The organism is Acidiphilium sp. (assembly GCF_049977125.1).
GTDB lineage: Bacteria > Pseudomonadota > Alphaproteobacteria > Acetobacterales > Acetobacteraceae > Acidiphilium.
Genome location: NZ_JBMFGY010000012.1, coordinates 14712 through 29913, shown reverse-complemented (window position 1 = coordinate 29913; position 15202 = coordinate 14712). Strand labels below are relative to the sequence as shown.

Sequence of the window (15202 nt, the reverse complement as noted above, 5' to 3'; positions counted from 1 at the left end):
CTGTCGCCTCCGTCCAGAAAATCCTGCTCCTCGCTACCGCTCATCCGCTGCGTGCCGGCAGCCTGATCCAGCCGGCGGATTTCACCACAGTCGCCGAAACCGGCGTCAAGCCGCCGGTTGGGGCCGTGCTCGATACGCCGGCCAACCGCTCCGCCTATACCGGCGCCATGGTGCGCCACCCGCTCGACGCCGGCGCGGTGCTGATGGCGAGTGAAGTGATCCGCCCCGGTGACCATGGTTTCCTCGCCGCCGTGCTGAAACCGGGCATGCGGGCCGTCTCCGTCGGGGTCGATGCCATCACCGGCACCGCCGGGCTGATCTGGCCGGGCGATCACGTCGATCTCATCCTGACCCAAAGCCTGTCCGCCCCGAATTTGCCGCCGTCGAAAAGCGTCGCCGCCGAAACCGTGCTGTCGGACGTGCGGGTCATCGCGATCGATCAACGCCTGGTCCAGGGCGCCAATACGCAGGGCAAGGAAGCCGCCATGGCCCGCACCGTCACGCTCGAAGTCACGCCGGATGAGGCTGAGCGCGTCGATGTCGCGGCTCATCTCGGCCCGCTGTCGCTGATCGTTCGCCCGACCGATGGCGCGGCGCACCCCCGCCTCGCGCCGCCACCGCCGGTTTACAGCGGCCAGGTTTCGCCGGCGCTCGCCGCCGTCAGCGGCCCGATGGCCGGTGGCAGCATGACGATCTATCAGGGTCCGTCGCAGCAGAGCCAGTTCACGCCTAGCCAGTCCTCCCCCGATCAGTCCTCCTCCGATCAGCCCACCACCGTGCAATGACCGACCTGAAAACCCTGCTGTCGGAACCCAGTTATGCGACGCCGGTGTCATCGCTCGGCATCGAGCGTCAGGGGTTCATGGGCTTTGTCCGGGATGCGGAAGCCGCTCACGTCCTGCGCGCCACGCTCGGGCCGGAATTTCCGGGCGGGCTTACCTTGCACCAATTGCCGTTTCGCCAATCGATCGAAATGCTGGGACGGATCGAGACGCCAAGGACCATTCTGATCGACATTTCCGGCGAAGACCAGCCGCTCTCGGCGATCCTGCAACTCGAAACCGTGGTCGATCCCGGCACCCGCGTCCTAGTGATCGGGGAGAACCGCAGCGTCAGCTTCTACCGCAACCTGACCCGCAACCTCGGCATCAAGGAGTACCTACCCAAGCCGCTCGAACCCGCCGCCATTCTCAGCGAGTTTCTGCCCTGGGCGATCGGTGCGGAACCGAAGACCGAACCGGTACGCGGCGGTACGATGATCGCGTTATGCGGTGCCTGCGGCGGCGTTGGGGTTACCACCATCGCCACCAATCTGGCATGGCTGATCGGCGGGGAAATTCGCCGCCATACTATTTTGCTCGATGCCGACCTCCACAGTGGCAGCGCCGCCCTCGCCGCCAATGTGGCACCCAGTACCGGCCTGCGCAGCGCGCTCGACGCACCGGAACGGATCGATCCCCTGTTGATCGAGCGTGCCGCCCAGCCGGTCAACGAGCGGCTGCATGTTCTTGCCGCCGAAGAAGCGCTCACCGAAAAATGGACCTATCGCGCCGGCGGCGGGCGCGCCCTGTCGGCGGCGCTGCGGCTGCGCTACAATTTCGTGATCGCCGACGTGCCGACCCACCCGCTTGGCTTTGCCGCCGAAATCCTGTCGCTGGCGCAGCAGCGGATGGTGATTACCGATGCGACGCCGCAGAGCGTGCGGATGGCCAGGCGATGGCTGGCCCTGCCCGACGGGGTCATGCAGACCCATCGCCCGATCGTCGTTCTGAACAAATATCAGCGCAAACGCGGCATGGATCCCAAGCTGATCGAAGCCGAATTGGGGACCGAACTCGCTGTCCTGGTTCCTGACATGGCCGCCGCCGCCGGCCGCGCCAGCGATTTAGGTGAATGCATGGTCGGTCAGAAAGGCGCGTTCCGCACCGCGATCGTCAAGCTGGCTGAGGTGCTGGGCGTCACCTCGGCAGCCGGCGCAAGCTGATGGACGGCGGTCCCGTCTTCGGGCGACGCCCCAGCGATTTGCCTCCTAGTTTGGTGCCGACGGAGGCCGAGCCGCCGGTCGGAATCCGGCAGGAAGACGTCGATCTGATCCGCACGCTCTGCCTCGCCAAGATCGACGCCTCGGTGATCGCTACCCTGTCGCCGCCGCGCCTGCTTAATGCCGTCGAGATCATGCTGGCCGAACTCGCAACGGAGCATCGGATTCAGCTCAATAGCCGTGAGCAACACCAGATCGCTGGCGAACTGGTCGATGATATGCTCGGTCTCGGCCCGCTCGAACCCCTGCTCGAGGACGACACCATCACCGACATCATGGTGAACGGTCCTGAACGGGTTTTCGTCGAAAAACGCGGCAAGCTCGAACAACTGCCGGTGCGGTTTCGCGACTCGGCCCATCTTGCCAATATCTGCCAGCGCATTGCCGCCTCGGTGGGCAGGCGAGTCGATGAATCGAGCCCGATGGTGGATGCGAGACTGAAGGACGGTTCGCGCGTCAATATTGTGCTGCCGCCGCTGGCGATCGATGGTCCCTGTCTGTCGATCCGCAAATTCGCCAAAAAGCCGATCAGCTTCGCCAAGCTGATCGAATACGGTTCGCTCACCCCGCCGATCGCGCGTATTTTGGAAATCGCCGCGCGGTGCCGGCTGAATGTGGTGATTTCCGGCGGCACCGGTTCCGGCAAGACCACCATGATGAACGCCATGAGCAGCTTCATCGATCCGGCCGAACGTATCGTTACTGTCGAGGACGCCGCCGAACTCCAATTGCAGCAACCCCATATCGTGCGCCTCGAAACCCGGCCGCTCAACCTCGAAGGCAAGGGTGAAATCAACCAGCGCGACCTGCTCCGTAACGCGCTGCGCATGCGCCCGGACCGGATCATCATCGGCGAGGTACGCGGGCCCGAAGCGTTCGATATGCTACAGGCGATGAATACCGGCCACGACGGTTCGATGTCCACCATCCATGCCAACAACACCCGCGATGCCTTGGCCCGTATTGAGAACATGGTGCAGATGGCGAGCATGGGCCTGTCGCCGCGCGCGATTCGCATGCAGGTGGTTTCGGCGGTTAATCTGATTGTTCAGGTCGAGCGTCAGCGCGATGGCGGCCGGCGCGTGATCCAACTCACCGAAATCGCCGGAATCGAGGGCGAAACGCCATTGCTCAACGATATTTTCAAATATGAAACCCAGGGCGAGGACACGACCGGACGGTTGATCGGCAGATATATCGTCTCGCGGGCGCGCTCCAGCTTCCACGAACGGTTGACCTATTTTGGCCTCGCCCGCCCCTGGGCGGCGGCGCTGGAAGAAGCGAGTCGATCATGACCCAACTGCCGTTGCTTCTGGCCCTGAGCCTGGTGATGACCGCCGGTCTGATCGTGGTTGGCTACAGTGTCTATGCCGCCGATCGTCTGCAACGACGTTTGAACGAACGGCTCGATCGGGTGACCAACGGGCTGGTTATTCTCGAAACCGATGAAAAGCCGAAAGCGGCCCATCCGTTTGCGCGATTCAAGCGCCCGCTCGGGTCGGTGCTGGCGGTCTTCGGCGTCGATTTGATCCGCGCGCCGGATTACCCGATTCCCTGGTGGGCGATCCTGCTCGCCGCCGTTATCGTGGCGCGGGTGGTGATTCTGCTGATCGCCATGGTGTTCGGCGCGTTTTCCATGTTGTTGTGGCCGGTGATGGCGATCCTGATCGCCCGCTCGGTGTTCGCCAATGTCCATGCCCGGCGGTCATCGGCGCTGCTGAACCAGTTTCCCGACACGCTGGCGACGATCGTACGCTGCGTCAGGGTCGGGATTCCGGTGCAGGAGGCGTTGCGGATCATTGCGCGCGACATGCCGAAGCCGACGGGTGCCGAGTTTGCCCGCATCGCCGATCAGGTCGCGATCGGCACGCCGCTCGATCAGGCGTTGCGCAGCCTCGCCGAGCGTTCGCGCCTGCCCGAATACGGTTTCTTTGCCACCGCCCTCAGTCTGCAGGCGCGCGCCGGGGGCGGATTGGCGCAGACACTGGAGACACTGTCCGATGTGATCCGCAAACGCGTGGCGATGAAGGCCCGGGGTTATGCTCTGGCCTCGGAGGCACGCACCAGCGCCCTGATTCTCGGCGTTCTGCCGATCGTTGCCGGTCTCGGCATCGAGCTGATCCAACCGCGATATCTTGGCGTGTTGTTCGTTACCAAAAAAGGCCATGTCATCCTCGGCATGGCGATCGGCACGCTTGTGATGGGCAGCCTCGCGATGCGATCGATCATCCGCCGCAGCTTGAGCTAGGGGGTTCCGATGAATCTGCTGCTGATCGGCGTTCCGGTGTTCTTTCTGGTCATGTCCGGTTTTGCGATCGTGATGCTGAAACTCGTGATCGAGGAGGAGAAACTCGCCCGTCGCATTGCGCGTGCCGGGGGCCTCTCGGTTGCGGCCGAGGACAAGGACGACCAGCAACCGGTTCATATCCGCATCATCATCGGGCTGGGTTTCGCGATCGCCCGCAGCGGTCTGCTGAGCGCGAAGACCCTGGCCGATCTGCGCCACACGTTGCGCATGGCGGGCATCCGGGATCAGGGCGCGCTTGGCCTTTTTGTCGGCGCGAAACTGTTGATGATGGTCACGTTGCCCGCCATCGCCTTCGGTATGACGGCGTTGACGAGTCTTGGCGAACTGCTCCGGATCGGCTTGATCGGGGGCTCGGCCATTATCGGTCTGCTGGTGCCCGACATGGTGATCCAGCAGCGCCGGAAACGATTCGTCAAACGCGTTGAAGCCGGATTGGCTGATGCGCTCGACCTGATGGTGATCTGCGCCGACGCCGGCTTGAGCCTGGAACCGGGGCTCGCCCGTGTTGCCAGCGAAATCCACGAGACGCATCCGGCCGTTGCGCAGGAGCTGACGATCACGTCGAACGAGATGAGGATCGGTAATAACGTGCGTGATGCGCTGACGGCGCTCGGTGTTCGAACCGGACTCGACAGTCTCAAACGCCTGGGATCGACCCTGATCCAGACCATCCAGTATGGCACGCCGCTCACCCAGGCACTGCGCACCTTGTCCGCTGAATTGCGCCAGGAACAGCTGACGCGATTTGAGGAGCGCGCCGCGCGACTTCCGGTTTTGCTGACCCTGCCGATGATCATTTTCATCCTTCCCTGCGTTTTCATGGTGGTCGGCGGACCGGCGGTGCTGAAGATCATGGCTGCGTTCTGATGCCGGTGCCGCTAGAGCGTTATGCTTTCAGCTCAACGCTCTAGCTCTATGTTTTTTCGAGCGATTTCATGCGATTATGTTGCCGCTGTCGCGTCAACTTAATCGCATATCGCTCTGGGACACAGCGAGGCGTATCGCGCGGGGGTAAGCGCTGCGCCCTGAGAACGAACGATTGAGGCCGTTCAATCTCGCCGCCTTTGGTTGATAAGCACATACATCGCGCTCGCCTGACGCGCGCTGCCCTCACGCGAAGATGCCCTTGGCCACGCTCGGCTCGTGTGGATGCAAAAATCGCACCACAATGCGCAAAGCGATATTCCACTCGGGGGAAAAAATTGGTATGATCCATGCATGTCACTGGGACCACGGCTTGATTTAAGGCAGACCCAATCACTGGTGATGACGCCGCAGTTGCGGCAGGCCATCCAGTTGCTGCAATTTACCAATACCGAGGTCAATCAATTCATCGAAGATGAATTGCTGAAGAACCCGCTGATTGAGCGCGACGAGCCTGACATCTCGCCGCAAATCCCGTCGGCAGGCCAAGGCGAGCCGCCCTTGAGGGAATTGGCGCCGCCGCCACAGAGTAGCGAGCCGGTCGCGGACGGGGCCGAGTCAGCGGCGGTTCAGACCCCCCTCGATACCGATTTTTCGAATGTCTATGATGTCGGCACCGCATCGGACCGCGGCGGTGACGGCGATGCGGGGTTCGGCGATGAGGATTGGATCGGCCAGATCGCCGATCGTCCGCCGGATCTGCGCGAACATCTCGAGCAGCAGATCAGGCTGGCGTTCTCTGATCCGGCACAACGCCGGATCGCGGCCGCCCTGCTGATGGCGCTCGATGGTTCAGGACGGTTGGTCGATCCGCCCGAAATCATCGCCGCCGCCCTCGGCATTCCGATCGCTGCGCTCGAAGCGGTTCGCCAAGTCATGCTTCAATTCGATCCGACCGGCATTTTTGCCCGCGATCTGGCGGAATGCCTTGCAGCACAGCTTGCCGAACGCAACCGGCTCGATCCCGCCATGGCGGCATTGATCGCCAATCTGGATCTGCTGGCCCGGCGGGATCACCGGAGCTTGATGGAAATCTGCGGGGTTGATGCCGAAGACCTGCGCGATATGATTGCCGAACTCAAGCGCCTCAATCCCAAGCCCGGCGCCGGTTTCGACTCCGGGCCGATTACCCCACTGATCCCGGATGTGCTGATGCGCCAGGGTCCGGACGGCGATTACATTTTGGAGCTCAATCCCGAGACCATGCCGCGTGTGCTGATCCGGCGCGGTTTTCACGCGCGCATGGCGGCCAAGGCCTCCCGCGAGACCAAACAATTCCTCTCCGATCGAATCCAGAGCGCGAATTGGCTGATCCGCGCGCTGGAGTCGCGGGCCGACACCATCCTGCGGGTCGCCGGCGAGATTGTGCAGCATCAGGACGGTTTTTTCCGCTTCGGCATCGGCTACCTCAAGCCGCTCACCCTGCGCGAAGTCGCCGCTGCGCTCGATGTTCACGAGAGCACGGTCAGCCGGGTGACATCCAACAAGGTGATCGCGACTCCGCGCGGTATTTTCGAGATGAAATTCTTTTTCACCACCGCGCTGGCGGGTACGAACGGCGAGAGCCACAGCGCGGAGGCGGTACGCCACCGTATTTCAGCGCTGATCGAAGGTGAGCCACCCCATGTCGTCCTGTCCGACGAGGCCGTGGCCAAATTGTTACAAACGGAAGGCATAGACATCGCGCGTCGAACTGTGGCCAAATACCGCGAGGCGATGCGCATTCCCGGCTCGGCGCAGCGCAAGCGGGACAAAGGACTTTCTGTGGAGCCCTGACCCGATCGGATGACGAGCCGGCAACACGCACGAACAAACAAGGATCCTGGTGATGCATATCACGGTCTCCGGCAAGCAAGTCGATCTGTCAGACGCACTCCGCGTTCATGTGGCCAACCACCTCGACGTGATCTCGACCAAGTATTTCGATCACGCCCTCGAAGCCAATGTCACGTTCAGCCGCGCCCGCAGTTTTTTCACCTGTGACATCAACGTCCACGCCGCGCGTGGCCTGACCTTGCGCGGCGAGGGAGAGGCGGCCGACGCCCATGCGGCGTTCGACGATGCGGCCGAACATATCGCCAAGCGTCTGCGCCGGTATCGTCGCCGGGTGAACGAGCACGCCCGTGAAATCGCCGGGCGGGAACGGCCTGAGGCGGCCCGTCAGTTCGTCCTGCGCGAGGTTTATGACCGCGACGACGCCACACTCCCGAACGGCGCCGCGCACGACCTCGCCACCGGCCCCGATACCGGGCCTCACGCCGCAGTCGTCGCGGAAACGGTCACCGAAATCGCCTTTCTCTCGGTCAGCGAGGCGGTGATGCGGATGGACCTGGCCGACCAACCGGTGCTGATGTTCCGCAATTCCACCAACCGCGCGCTGAACGTGGTCTATCGGCGCAGCGACGGGAACATCGGCTGGATCGACAGCTCGACCATCGGGTAGGGCCGGCTCGGGCCGGGCCACGGTATGATCCGTGGCCCGATCCGTCTTACCCCAACATCACGGCGGCGCATGCGCTCAAAATGGCGTCCTCGTCGATGCCGTAGATGCGATACAAATCGGGAATGTCCCCTGATTGTCCGAAATGGTCGGGGCCGAGCGTCTGGATACGCTGACCGCGCACGCCGCCAAGCCAGGCATGGGTGCTGGGGTGCCCGTCGAGCACTGTCACCAGGCCTGCGTCGGGTGACAAGGGGGCCAACAGGGTCTCGATATGCGCCTGAGCACCGGCATCGCCATTCCGCCGCGCCCTCTGTGCCGCGCGCCAATTGGCGAACAGCCGATCGGGGCTGGTGATCGCCATCAATCCCGCACCGGGTTCATCCTCGCGCAGCGCGGCGAAGGCGGCTTCGGCCTCGGGCGCGACGGCACCCTGGTAGATGATCGCCAGCCGGGCACCCGCGGCAGGTGGCGCGACCCAATGCGCGCCGGCGATCACCGCCGCGGGATCGAGCGGCCGGTCCGGTTGGTCGAGCTGCCGGGTCGAAAGCCGAAACCAGACCGAGGATCCCTCCGGCCGTTGCATCCAATCAAATCCGTGGCGGAACAGGATCGCGAATTCATCGGCATAGGCTGGCTCATAAGCGGCGATCCGGTCCTGCACCATGCCGAGCAGCGGCGTGTTGGTCGACTGATGCTGCCCGCCCTCCGGCGCCAGTGTAATGCCGGAGGGCGTTGCCACGAGCATGAACCGCGCATCCTGATAACAGCCGTATACCAGCGCGTCGTGGCCGCGATTGACGAAGGGGTCGTATACCGTGCCGATCGGCAAGAGCCGGGCGCCCTGCATTGGTGCGGCGAGCCCGGCGGCGGCGAGCAGCAGGAACAGGTTCTGTTCGGCGATGCCGAGTTCGATATGCTGGCCTTCCGGACTCATCCCCCAGCGCTGCGCCGATGCCAGCTTGGAGTCGCGAAACACATCGTTGCGGGTGTGCCGGTCAAAGACGCCGCGTCGGTTGACCCAGGGCCCCAGGCTGGTGGAAACGGTCACGTCAGGGCTCATCGTCACGATGTGCCGGGCGAGGTCGGCGCAGTCACCCGTGCCGCGACCGATTTCCGACAACATCTCGCCGAAGGCACCCTGGGTTGACATTTTGCGGCCTGCGAAGCTTCCGTGCGGCAAGACGTCGGGAACCGGCACCATTGGCGCTGCCAGCGTCCGCCCGGTCGGGGTAAGCGGCGTTGCGAACGGCACCGACGCCACGAAATGACGCAACCGGTCGGGCTGCGGGATACCTTCATATGCATCCCATTCATGACCTTCGCGGATCTGCATCAGGCTGCGGAAGGCGTTCATCTGCTCTTCGTTCATCAGGCCGGAATGATTGTCCTTGTGGCCGGCGAAAGGCAGTCCGGCACCTTTTGTGGTGTAGGCCAGAAAACAGGTCGGTTGATCCGATCGCGCCGCCGCGGTGAAGGCTTCGATCAGGGTCGGCAGGTCATGACCGGCGAGGTTGGTCATCAAACCGGCCAGTGATTCATCGGTCATCGGATCGATGATCGCACGCACCCCGCGCGACCGGCCCAGATCCGCCAGCAGGGCCTGACGCCACGCTGCTCCGCCTTGAAACGTCAGCGCGGAGTAGAGCGAATTCGGGCAATCATCGATCCAGGCGCGCAGAGCGGTCCCGCCCGGCTTGCGAAATGCGGCTTCGAGCGCCTTGCCGTATTTCAGGCTCATCACGTTCCAGCCCATATCCCGGAACAACCCCTCGAACCGCCCGAACAGACGGTCCGGCATCACTGAGTCGAGACTCTGGCGGTTATAATCCACCACCCACCAAACATCACGGACATCGTGCTTCCAGCCTTCGAGCAGTGCCTCGTAGATATTACCCTCATCAAGTTCGGCATCGCCCGCAATCGCGACATGGCGCGATACGGGACGTTCGGGTGACACCATGTCATGCGCGCGGAGGTAATCCTGGATCAGCCCGGCGAAGGAGGTAATGGCAACCCCCAGCCCGACCGATCCGGTGGAAAAATCGATCTCGCCGCCGTCCTTGGTGCGGGAGGGATAGGCCTGCGCGCCTCCCACCTGACGCAACCCCGCCATTTTATCGACGGTCTGCCGCCCGAACAGATAATTGATCGCGTGCAACACCGGCCCGGCATGCGGCTTGACTGCCACACGATCCTGCGGGCGCAGGATATGGAAATAAAGCGCCGTCATGATCGACACCACCGACGCGCAGGACGCCTGATGCCCCCCCACCTTCAAGCCATCCCGATTCGGGCGAAGATGATTGGCATTGTGGATCATCCATGACGACAGCCACAACAGCTTGCGCTCAATCAGGTATAGCGATGCGAAATCGGCGGAGGATGCCGTCGCATCGTCGTCAAACCGCGGTTCGGCGACAATCTTGTCCATCTCCAACCCCTCAAGCACGTTCCGACGCGCCTTATAACCCGGCGCCCACGGTATGACACGCATTTTCGCCATTACGGTTCATCGCAAATCACGATCCGGAATGTGATCTGCATCACATACAACCGCCACCAAACGCGCTATCGATTAATTCGCGGAAAGGGTGGTGGCGGTTTTCAGACCTTCGAAGCGACGATGACAACGGACGGCTTTATTTGAGCAAATATAACCGGGATGACGCGCCGGAGACAAACGCGCCGGAATAACCGTGCTCGTGGATAATTGACAATTCTGGTCAGGACTGCATCCACGAGCACCTTCGCCCATCGGATTCGATCGGTGCCCCCTTCCCTGAGTCGGTCCTCAGTCCCCATCAGAGGGAGGCCATGTCGCTGTGGCATTGATTGCCGTGTTGGGCCGTGCGTGTTAGCCTTTCGCGTCGACGGTCCCGCGCGAGCGGAGTAAAAGGGAATATCGTGCGCTTCGGCGGGGCCTGTGGTCCGGGAGCAAGTCGGTAGCTGCCCCCGCAACTGTCAACGGTGAGTTGTCGGTCCGTTCGTTCGCCTGGCGTTGAGGTGAGCGGGCCACTGGACCCAAGGGTTCGGGAAGGCGGGGCTGGTGATGATCGTGTCCGGTGTGAGCCGGGTGCGCAAACCGTGAGCCAGGAGACCTGCCGTCGTCGCGCCGACCATGCCGCCGGGCGGGGTGCTCCGGAGGCGGATGATACTGATGTTCACGGTTCTGGGACGTATTTTTCGCGACGAAGGCTCTGATGTAAGGGGCAAGGTGATCGGGATTTATGGTTTCCTGGTCGCCTTTAATCTGGCGACTGCGGCCTATGCGCTGATCGCGTTTCATGCCCATCCGGTGTTGCTTGGCACGGCGCTGTTGGCCTATGGATTTGGGCTGCGCCATGCGGTGGATGCCGATCATATCGCCGCGATCGACAATGTGACCCGCAAGCTGATGCAAGAGGGTAAGCGACCGGTGGCGGTGGGGTTTTTCTTTTCGATCGGCCACTCGGCGGTGCTGTTCATCGGAACCATCATCATCGCGGTGACGGTGATGCGGATTTCGGATGGTTTCAATCATTTCAACGATCTGGCCGGGATCGTCGGTACGCTGGTGTCGGGCGTGTTTCTGCTGGTGATGGCGGTCATGAATCTGATGATTGCGCGCTCGACCTATCGGATTTTCCGCCATGTGAGAGGCGGTGGCGCCTATGACGATGATGATTTCAACATCCTGCTCAATAACCGCGGGCTGATCGCCCGCATTCTGCGGCCGTTGTTCCGAATGGTGGAGCATAGCTGGCAAATGTTGGGGGTGGGGTTTCTGTTTGGCCTCGGATTCGATACCGCAACCGAGGTGAGCCTGCTGACGGTTGCCGCGGCGGAGGCGGGCAAGGGGATGCCGGTTTGGTCGATCCTTGCGTTCCCCGCCTTGTTTTCGGCTGGGATGTCGCTGATCGACACGACCGACGGTGTTTTGATGCTGGGGGCCTATGGCTGGGCGTTCGTGAAACCGATTCGCAAATTATATTATAATTTGACGATCACGCTGGTGTCGGTCGCAATCGCGCTGTTGATCGGTGGAGTGGAAACACTCGGGTTAATCGGCGGAGAGATGCGCTTGCGCGGCTGGTTCTGGGACCGGATGGCCGAAATCAACAATCATTTCGGCATGTTGGGGTTCGGGATCATCGGGATTTTTGCCGTCGCGTGGATCGTTTCAGTGGTGGTCTATCGCGTCAGCCGGCTCGATGAGTTCGAGGTCGGCGGCGGCTGACGCCAAAGACTCCGGCGCGATGACCCGATGCCGTATTGCGCCGGTCGGCGATGGTTCGGCGCGCGGCTCGGCCAGTCCATTTTTGGAGGACATGGCCGCTGTGGCGACGGGTTTGATTCCCTTCGATACGATCCGCACTATATCTCAATCGTGAACAAAAGCGAAACGTCACTCCCGGTCCGGTTCAATACCTGGTTCGCCGCGCGCGGCTGGATCGTGCGGCCACACCAGATGGCGGTGCTCGATGCGGTGGGTTCGGGGGAAAACGCGTTGCTGATCGCACCCACCGGCGGCGGCAAGACGCTGGCGGGGTTTCTGCCGAGTTTGATCGCGCTGGCCGAGGATGCGCGCCCCCGGCTGCATACGTTGTATATCAGCCCGTTGAAAGCGCTCGCCACTGATATTGCGCGTAATCTCGAAGCACCGATCGCCGAGATGGCGCTGCCGATCCGCATCGAAACCCGCACCGGCGATACGCCGGCGAACCGGCGCGCCCGGCAACGGCGCGATCCGCCGCATATTCTGCTGACCACGCCGGAGAGCCTTGCGCTGTTGCTGTATCAGCCGGAGGCGGCGAATTATTTCGCCGATCTCGCGGTGATCGTGCTCGATGAAATCCATGCGCTCGCCGGCACCAAGCGCGGCGATCAACTGGCTTTGTGCCTGGCGCGGCTGCACGCGCTGGCCCCCGAAGCCCTGCGGATCGGCCTGTCCGCGACAGTTGCTCACCCGCGTGCAATGCTGAACTGGCTCTCGCCCGACGGGCGCGGCGGGGCGACGCGGCTGGTGCTGGGCGAGGCCGGTGCGGCGCCCGAGATCGGCCTGCTGATCGCGCCGGGGCGGATGCCGTGGTCGGGCCATATGGGGCTGATGGCGGCCGAGGCGATTTTGCAGCAGATCCGCGCGGCACGCATGACCATCGTGTTCGTCAACACCCGCGCGCAGGCGGAATTGATGTTCGAGGCGCTGTGGCGGCACAATGAGGAAACGCTGCCGATCGCGCTGCATCACGGCAGTCTCGATGTCGGCCAGCGCCGCAAGGTGGAGGCGGCGATGGCGGCGGGGCATTTGCGCGCGGTGGTGGCGACCTCCTCGCTCGATCTCGGGATCGATTGGGCGGCGGTCGATCAGGTGATCCAGGTGGCTGCGCCCAAGGGGGTATCGCGGCTGATGCAGCGGCTGGGCCGGGCCAATCATCGGCTCGATGAGACCTCCCGCGCGCTGCTGGTGCCGGCCAACCGGTTCGAGGTGCTGGAATGTGCCGCCGCGATCGAAGGGGTTGCGGCACTCGATCTCGACGGCGATCCGCCGCGTGAGGGCGCGCTCGATGTGCTGGCCCAGCATGTGCTCGGCCGCGCCTGCGCCGGGCCGTTCCACCCCGATGATCTGTTCGTCGAGGTGTGCCGCGCCGCTCCCTATGCCGATCTGCCGCGCCGGGATTTCGACGATGTGGTCCGCTACGTCGAGGATGGCGGCTACGCGCTCGCGGTGTATGAGCGCTACCGCAAATTGTTCCGGGATGCGGACGGGTTGGTTCATGTCCGCAACGCCCGCATCGTGCAGCTGTTTCGGATGAATATCGGCACGATCGTCGAAGCGCCGGTGCTGAAAGTGAAGCTGGGCGGCGGGCGCGGCGGCGGCATCACGCTCGGCGAGATCGAGGAGTATTTCGTCTCGATGCTGACGCCGGGCGACACGTTCCTGTTCGCCGGACGGCGGCTGCGTTTCGTCGGCATCCGCGAGACCAGCGTGATCGCGGCGGATGGCGGCGTGGGCGAGCCGAAAATCCCCACCTATGTCGGCGGGCGGATGCCGCTGAGCACCAACCTGGCCGATCGGGTGCGCGCCATGCTGCACAACACGGCGCAATGGGTGCATTTCCCCGACCCGGTGCGCGAATGGCTGGAATTGCAGGCGGCGCGCTCCTCGCTGCCGGCGCCGGACGACCTGCTGGTCGAGACGTTTCCGCGCGGCGGCCGGTGGTATCTGGTCGCCTATTGTTTCGAGGGGCGGCAGGCGCATCAGGCGCTCGGCATGCTGATCACCCGGCGGCTGGAGCGGTTCGGCGATCAGCCTTTGGGGTTCGTTGCGACCGATTACGTGCTCGGCGTGTGGTGTGCGCGCGAACCGCACGACATTGCCCGGCTGTTCGAGCAGGACATGCTGGGCGACGACCTCGAATCCTGGATGGCGGAAAGCACCATGCTCAAACGCAGCTTCCGCAACGTCGCGGTGATCGCGGGGTTGATCGAACGGACGCATCCGGGCGGCGAGCGCAGCCGTAGACAAGTCAGTATCAATACCGATCTGATCTATGATGTGCTCCGCAAACATGACCCGACCCATATTCTGCTCCGCGCGACACGGGCGGACGCCGCGCATGGGCTCGTCGATCTCGCGCGGATCGCCGGGATGCTCGAACGCGTGCACGGGCGGATCACCCACCGGCGGCTCAAGCGGGTCTCGCCGCTTGCGGTGCCGGTGCTGCTCGAAATCGGCCGCGAGCAGGTGCGCGGCGGCGAGGCGGAGGATGCGCTGCTCGCCGAAGCGGAGGCCCTGCTGGCGGAGGCCGGTGTCACGTCGCATGTCCATCTGGCGTGACACGCCGCGATATGGAATGGAGGCGGGCATGAATGCAGCCCCGATCCATCGCGCCGGTGACCGTTTCATGCTCGACCCCGCCGGGGTGGTGTTCTGGCCGTCGCGCCGTGCCCTGATCGTCGCCGATCTGCACCTCGAAAAAGCCTCGTCGCGCGCGGTGCGCGGCACGCTGGTGCCGCCCTACGACACGCGCGCGACGCTCGATCGCCTCGCTCTGCTGTTGCGGCGTTACACGCCGGAGACCGTGATCGCGCTCGGCGATTCGTTCCACGACGAAGGCGGCCCGGAGCGGCTCGCGCCGGAGGATTCGGCCCGCCTCGCGCGGATGGGTGCGGCGCATCGCTTCGTCTGGATCGCCGGCAATCATGACCAAGCCTTGCGTGGGCCGGAGGCGTTGGAGGATGGCGATTGCGTCTTCCGCCATCAGGCCGGCCCGGTCGCGCCCGGCATGATCGAGTTCTCCGGCCATTTTCACCCCAAGGCGCGGATCGCAACCCGCGCCGCTGCGGTCGGCCGCCCGTGTTTCGTGACCGACCAGCACCGCGTGCTGCTGCCCTCCTTCGGCGCCTATACCGGCGGGCTGGACGTGAGCGCCGCGCCGATCCGCGCGCTGTTCCCGCGCGGCGGGCAGGTGTTTCTGCTCAGCCGCGAACGGGTCTTCGCGTTTCC

11 protein-coding genes and 1 riboswitch are annotated in these 15202 nt (G+C 63.6%); of the genes, 10 read left to right on the top strand and 1 reads right to left on the bottom strand.

The window, feature by feature from the left end:
- The 7 genes from cpaB to hpf all read left to right on the top strand — a co-directional run.
- Window positions 1-785: Flp pilus assembly protein CpaB (gene cpaB, locus ACP5E6_RS03775; RefSeq protein ID WP_427951889.1), on the top strand; the 785-nt coding region annotated here is incomplete at its 5' end.
- The gene (locus ACP5E6_RS03770) at window positions 782-1984 is read left to right on the top strand and encodes an AAA family ATPase (RefSeq protein WP_427951886.1); all 1203 of its coding nucleotides are present in this window, start codon (window positions 782-784) and stop codon (window positions 1982-1984) included. The genes cpaB and ACP5E6_RS03770, both read left to right, overlap by 4 nt.
- The gene (locus tag ACP5E6_RS03765) at window positions 1984-3336 is read left to right on the top strand and encodes a CpaF family protein (RefSeq protein ID WP_427951883.1); all 1353 of its coding nucleotides are present in this window, start codon (window positions 1984-1986) and stop codon (window positions 3334-3336) included. The genes ACP5E6_RS03770 and ACP5E6_RS03765 overlap by 1 nt, the downstream gene beginning before the upstream one ends.
- Window positions 3333-4289, top strand: coding sequence for a type II secretion system F family protein (locus tag ACP5E6_RS03760; protein ID WP_427951880.1), 957 nt, complete (start codon window positions 3333-3335; stop codon window positions 4287-4289). The genes ACP5E6_RS03765 and ACP5E6_RS03760 overlap by 4 nt, the downstream gene beginning before the upstream one ends.
- A 9-nt stretch (window positions 4290-4298) precedes the next feature.
- A complete protein-coding gene (locus ACP5E6_RS03755) occupies window positions 4299-5216 on the top strand; it encodes a type II secretion system F family protein (RefSeq protein WP_427951877.1) in 918 nt (305 codons plus the stop codon).
- A gap of 351 nt (window positions 5217-5567) precedes the next feature.
- Window positions 5568-7049, top strand: a complete 1482-nt coding sequence (gene rpoN / locus ACP5E6_RS03750; protein WP_427951875.1) for an RNA polymerase factor sigma-54 — start codon at window positions 5568-5570, stop codon at window positions 7047-7049.
- A gap of 52 nt (window positions 7050-7101) precedes the next feature.
- On the top strand, window positions 7102-7716 hold the full coding sequence (gene hpf, locus ACP5E6_RS03745; RefSeq protein ID WP_427951872.1) for a ribosome hibernation-promoting factor, HPF/YfiA family: 615 nt from the start codon (window positions 7102-7104) through the stop codon (window positions 7714-7716).
- 46 nt (window positions 7717-7762) lie between these two features.
- On the opposite strand, the gene ACP5E6_RS03740 is transcribed toward hpf, so the two are convergent.
- A complete protein-coding gene (locus ACP5E6_RS03740; RefSeq protein ID WP_427951870.1) occupies window positions 7763-10147 on the bottom strand; it encodes a 1-deoxy-D-xylulose-5-phosphate synthase N-terminal domain-containing protein in 2385 nt (794 codons plus the stop codon).
- A gap of 423 nt (window positions 10148-10570) precedes the next feature.
- Window positions 10571-10836, top strand: a riboswitch (cobalamin riboswitch).
- Between the two features lie 37 nt (window positions 10837-10873).
- On the opposite strand from ACP5E6_RS03740, the gene ACP5E6_RS03735 reads away from it, so the two are divergent.
- The 3 genes from ACP5E6_RS03735 to pdeM all read left to right on the top strand — a co-directional run.
- Window positions 10874-11932: a HoxN/HupN/NixA family nickel/cobalt transporter gene (locus ACP5E6_RS03735; RefSeq protein ID WP_427951867.1), complete on the top strand. Its 1059-nt coding sequence runs from the start codon at window positions 10874-10876 to the stop codon at window positions 11930-11932.
- Window positions 11933-12082: 150 nt separating this feature from the next.
- Window positions 12083-14533, top strand: coding sequence for a ligase-associated DNA damage response DEXH box helicase (locus tag ACP5E6_RS03730; RefSeq protein WP_427951864.1), 2451 nt, complete (start codon window positions 12083-12085; stop codon window positions 14531-14533).
- A 28-nt stretch (window positions 14534-14561) separates the two neighbouring features.
- The coding region (gene pdeM / locus ACP5E6_RS03725) for a ligase-associated DNA damage response endonuclease PdeM (protein WP_427951861.1) at window positions 14562-15202 on the top strand (641 nt) is incomplete at its 3' end.

Coding starts and splice junctions, on each gene's coding strand:
- ACP5E6_RS03770 (WP_427951886.1), top strand. CDS start 782: ATGACCGACCTGAAAACCCTGCTGTCGGAACCCAGTTATGCGACGCCG.
- ACP5E6_RS03765 (WP_427951883.1), top strand. CDS start 1,984: ATGGACGGCGGTCCCGTCTTCGGGCGACGCCCCAGCGATTTGCCTCCT.
- ACP5E6_RS03760 (WP_427951880.1), top strand. CDS start 3,333: ATGACCCAACTGCCGTTGCTTCTGGCCCTGAGCCTGGTGATGACCGCC.
- ACP5E6_RS03755 (WP_427951877.1), top strand. CDS start 4,299: ATGAATCTGCTGCTGATCGGCGTTCCGGTGTTCTTTCTGGTCATGTCC.
- rpoN (WP_427951875.1), top strand. CDS start 5,568: ATGTCACTGGGACCACGGCTTGATTTAAGGCAGACCCAATCACTGGTG.
- hpf (WP_427951872.1), top strand. CDS start 7,102: ATGCATATCACGGTCTCCGGCAAGCAAGTCGATCTGTCAGACGCACTC.
- ACP5E6_RS03740 (WP_427951870.1), bottom strand. CDS start 10,147: ATGGACAAGATTGTCGCCGAACCGCGGTTTGACGACGATGCGACGGCA.
- ACP5E6_RS03735 (WP_427951867.1), top strand. CDS start 10,874: ATGTTCACGGTTCTGGGACGTATTTTTCGCGACGAAGGCTCTGATGTA.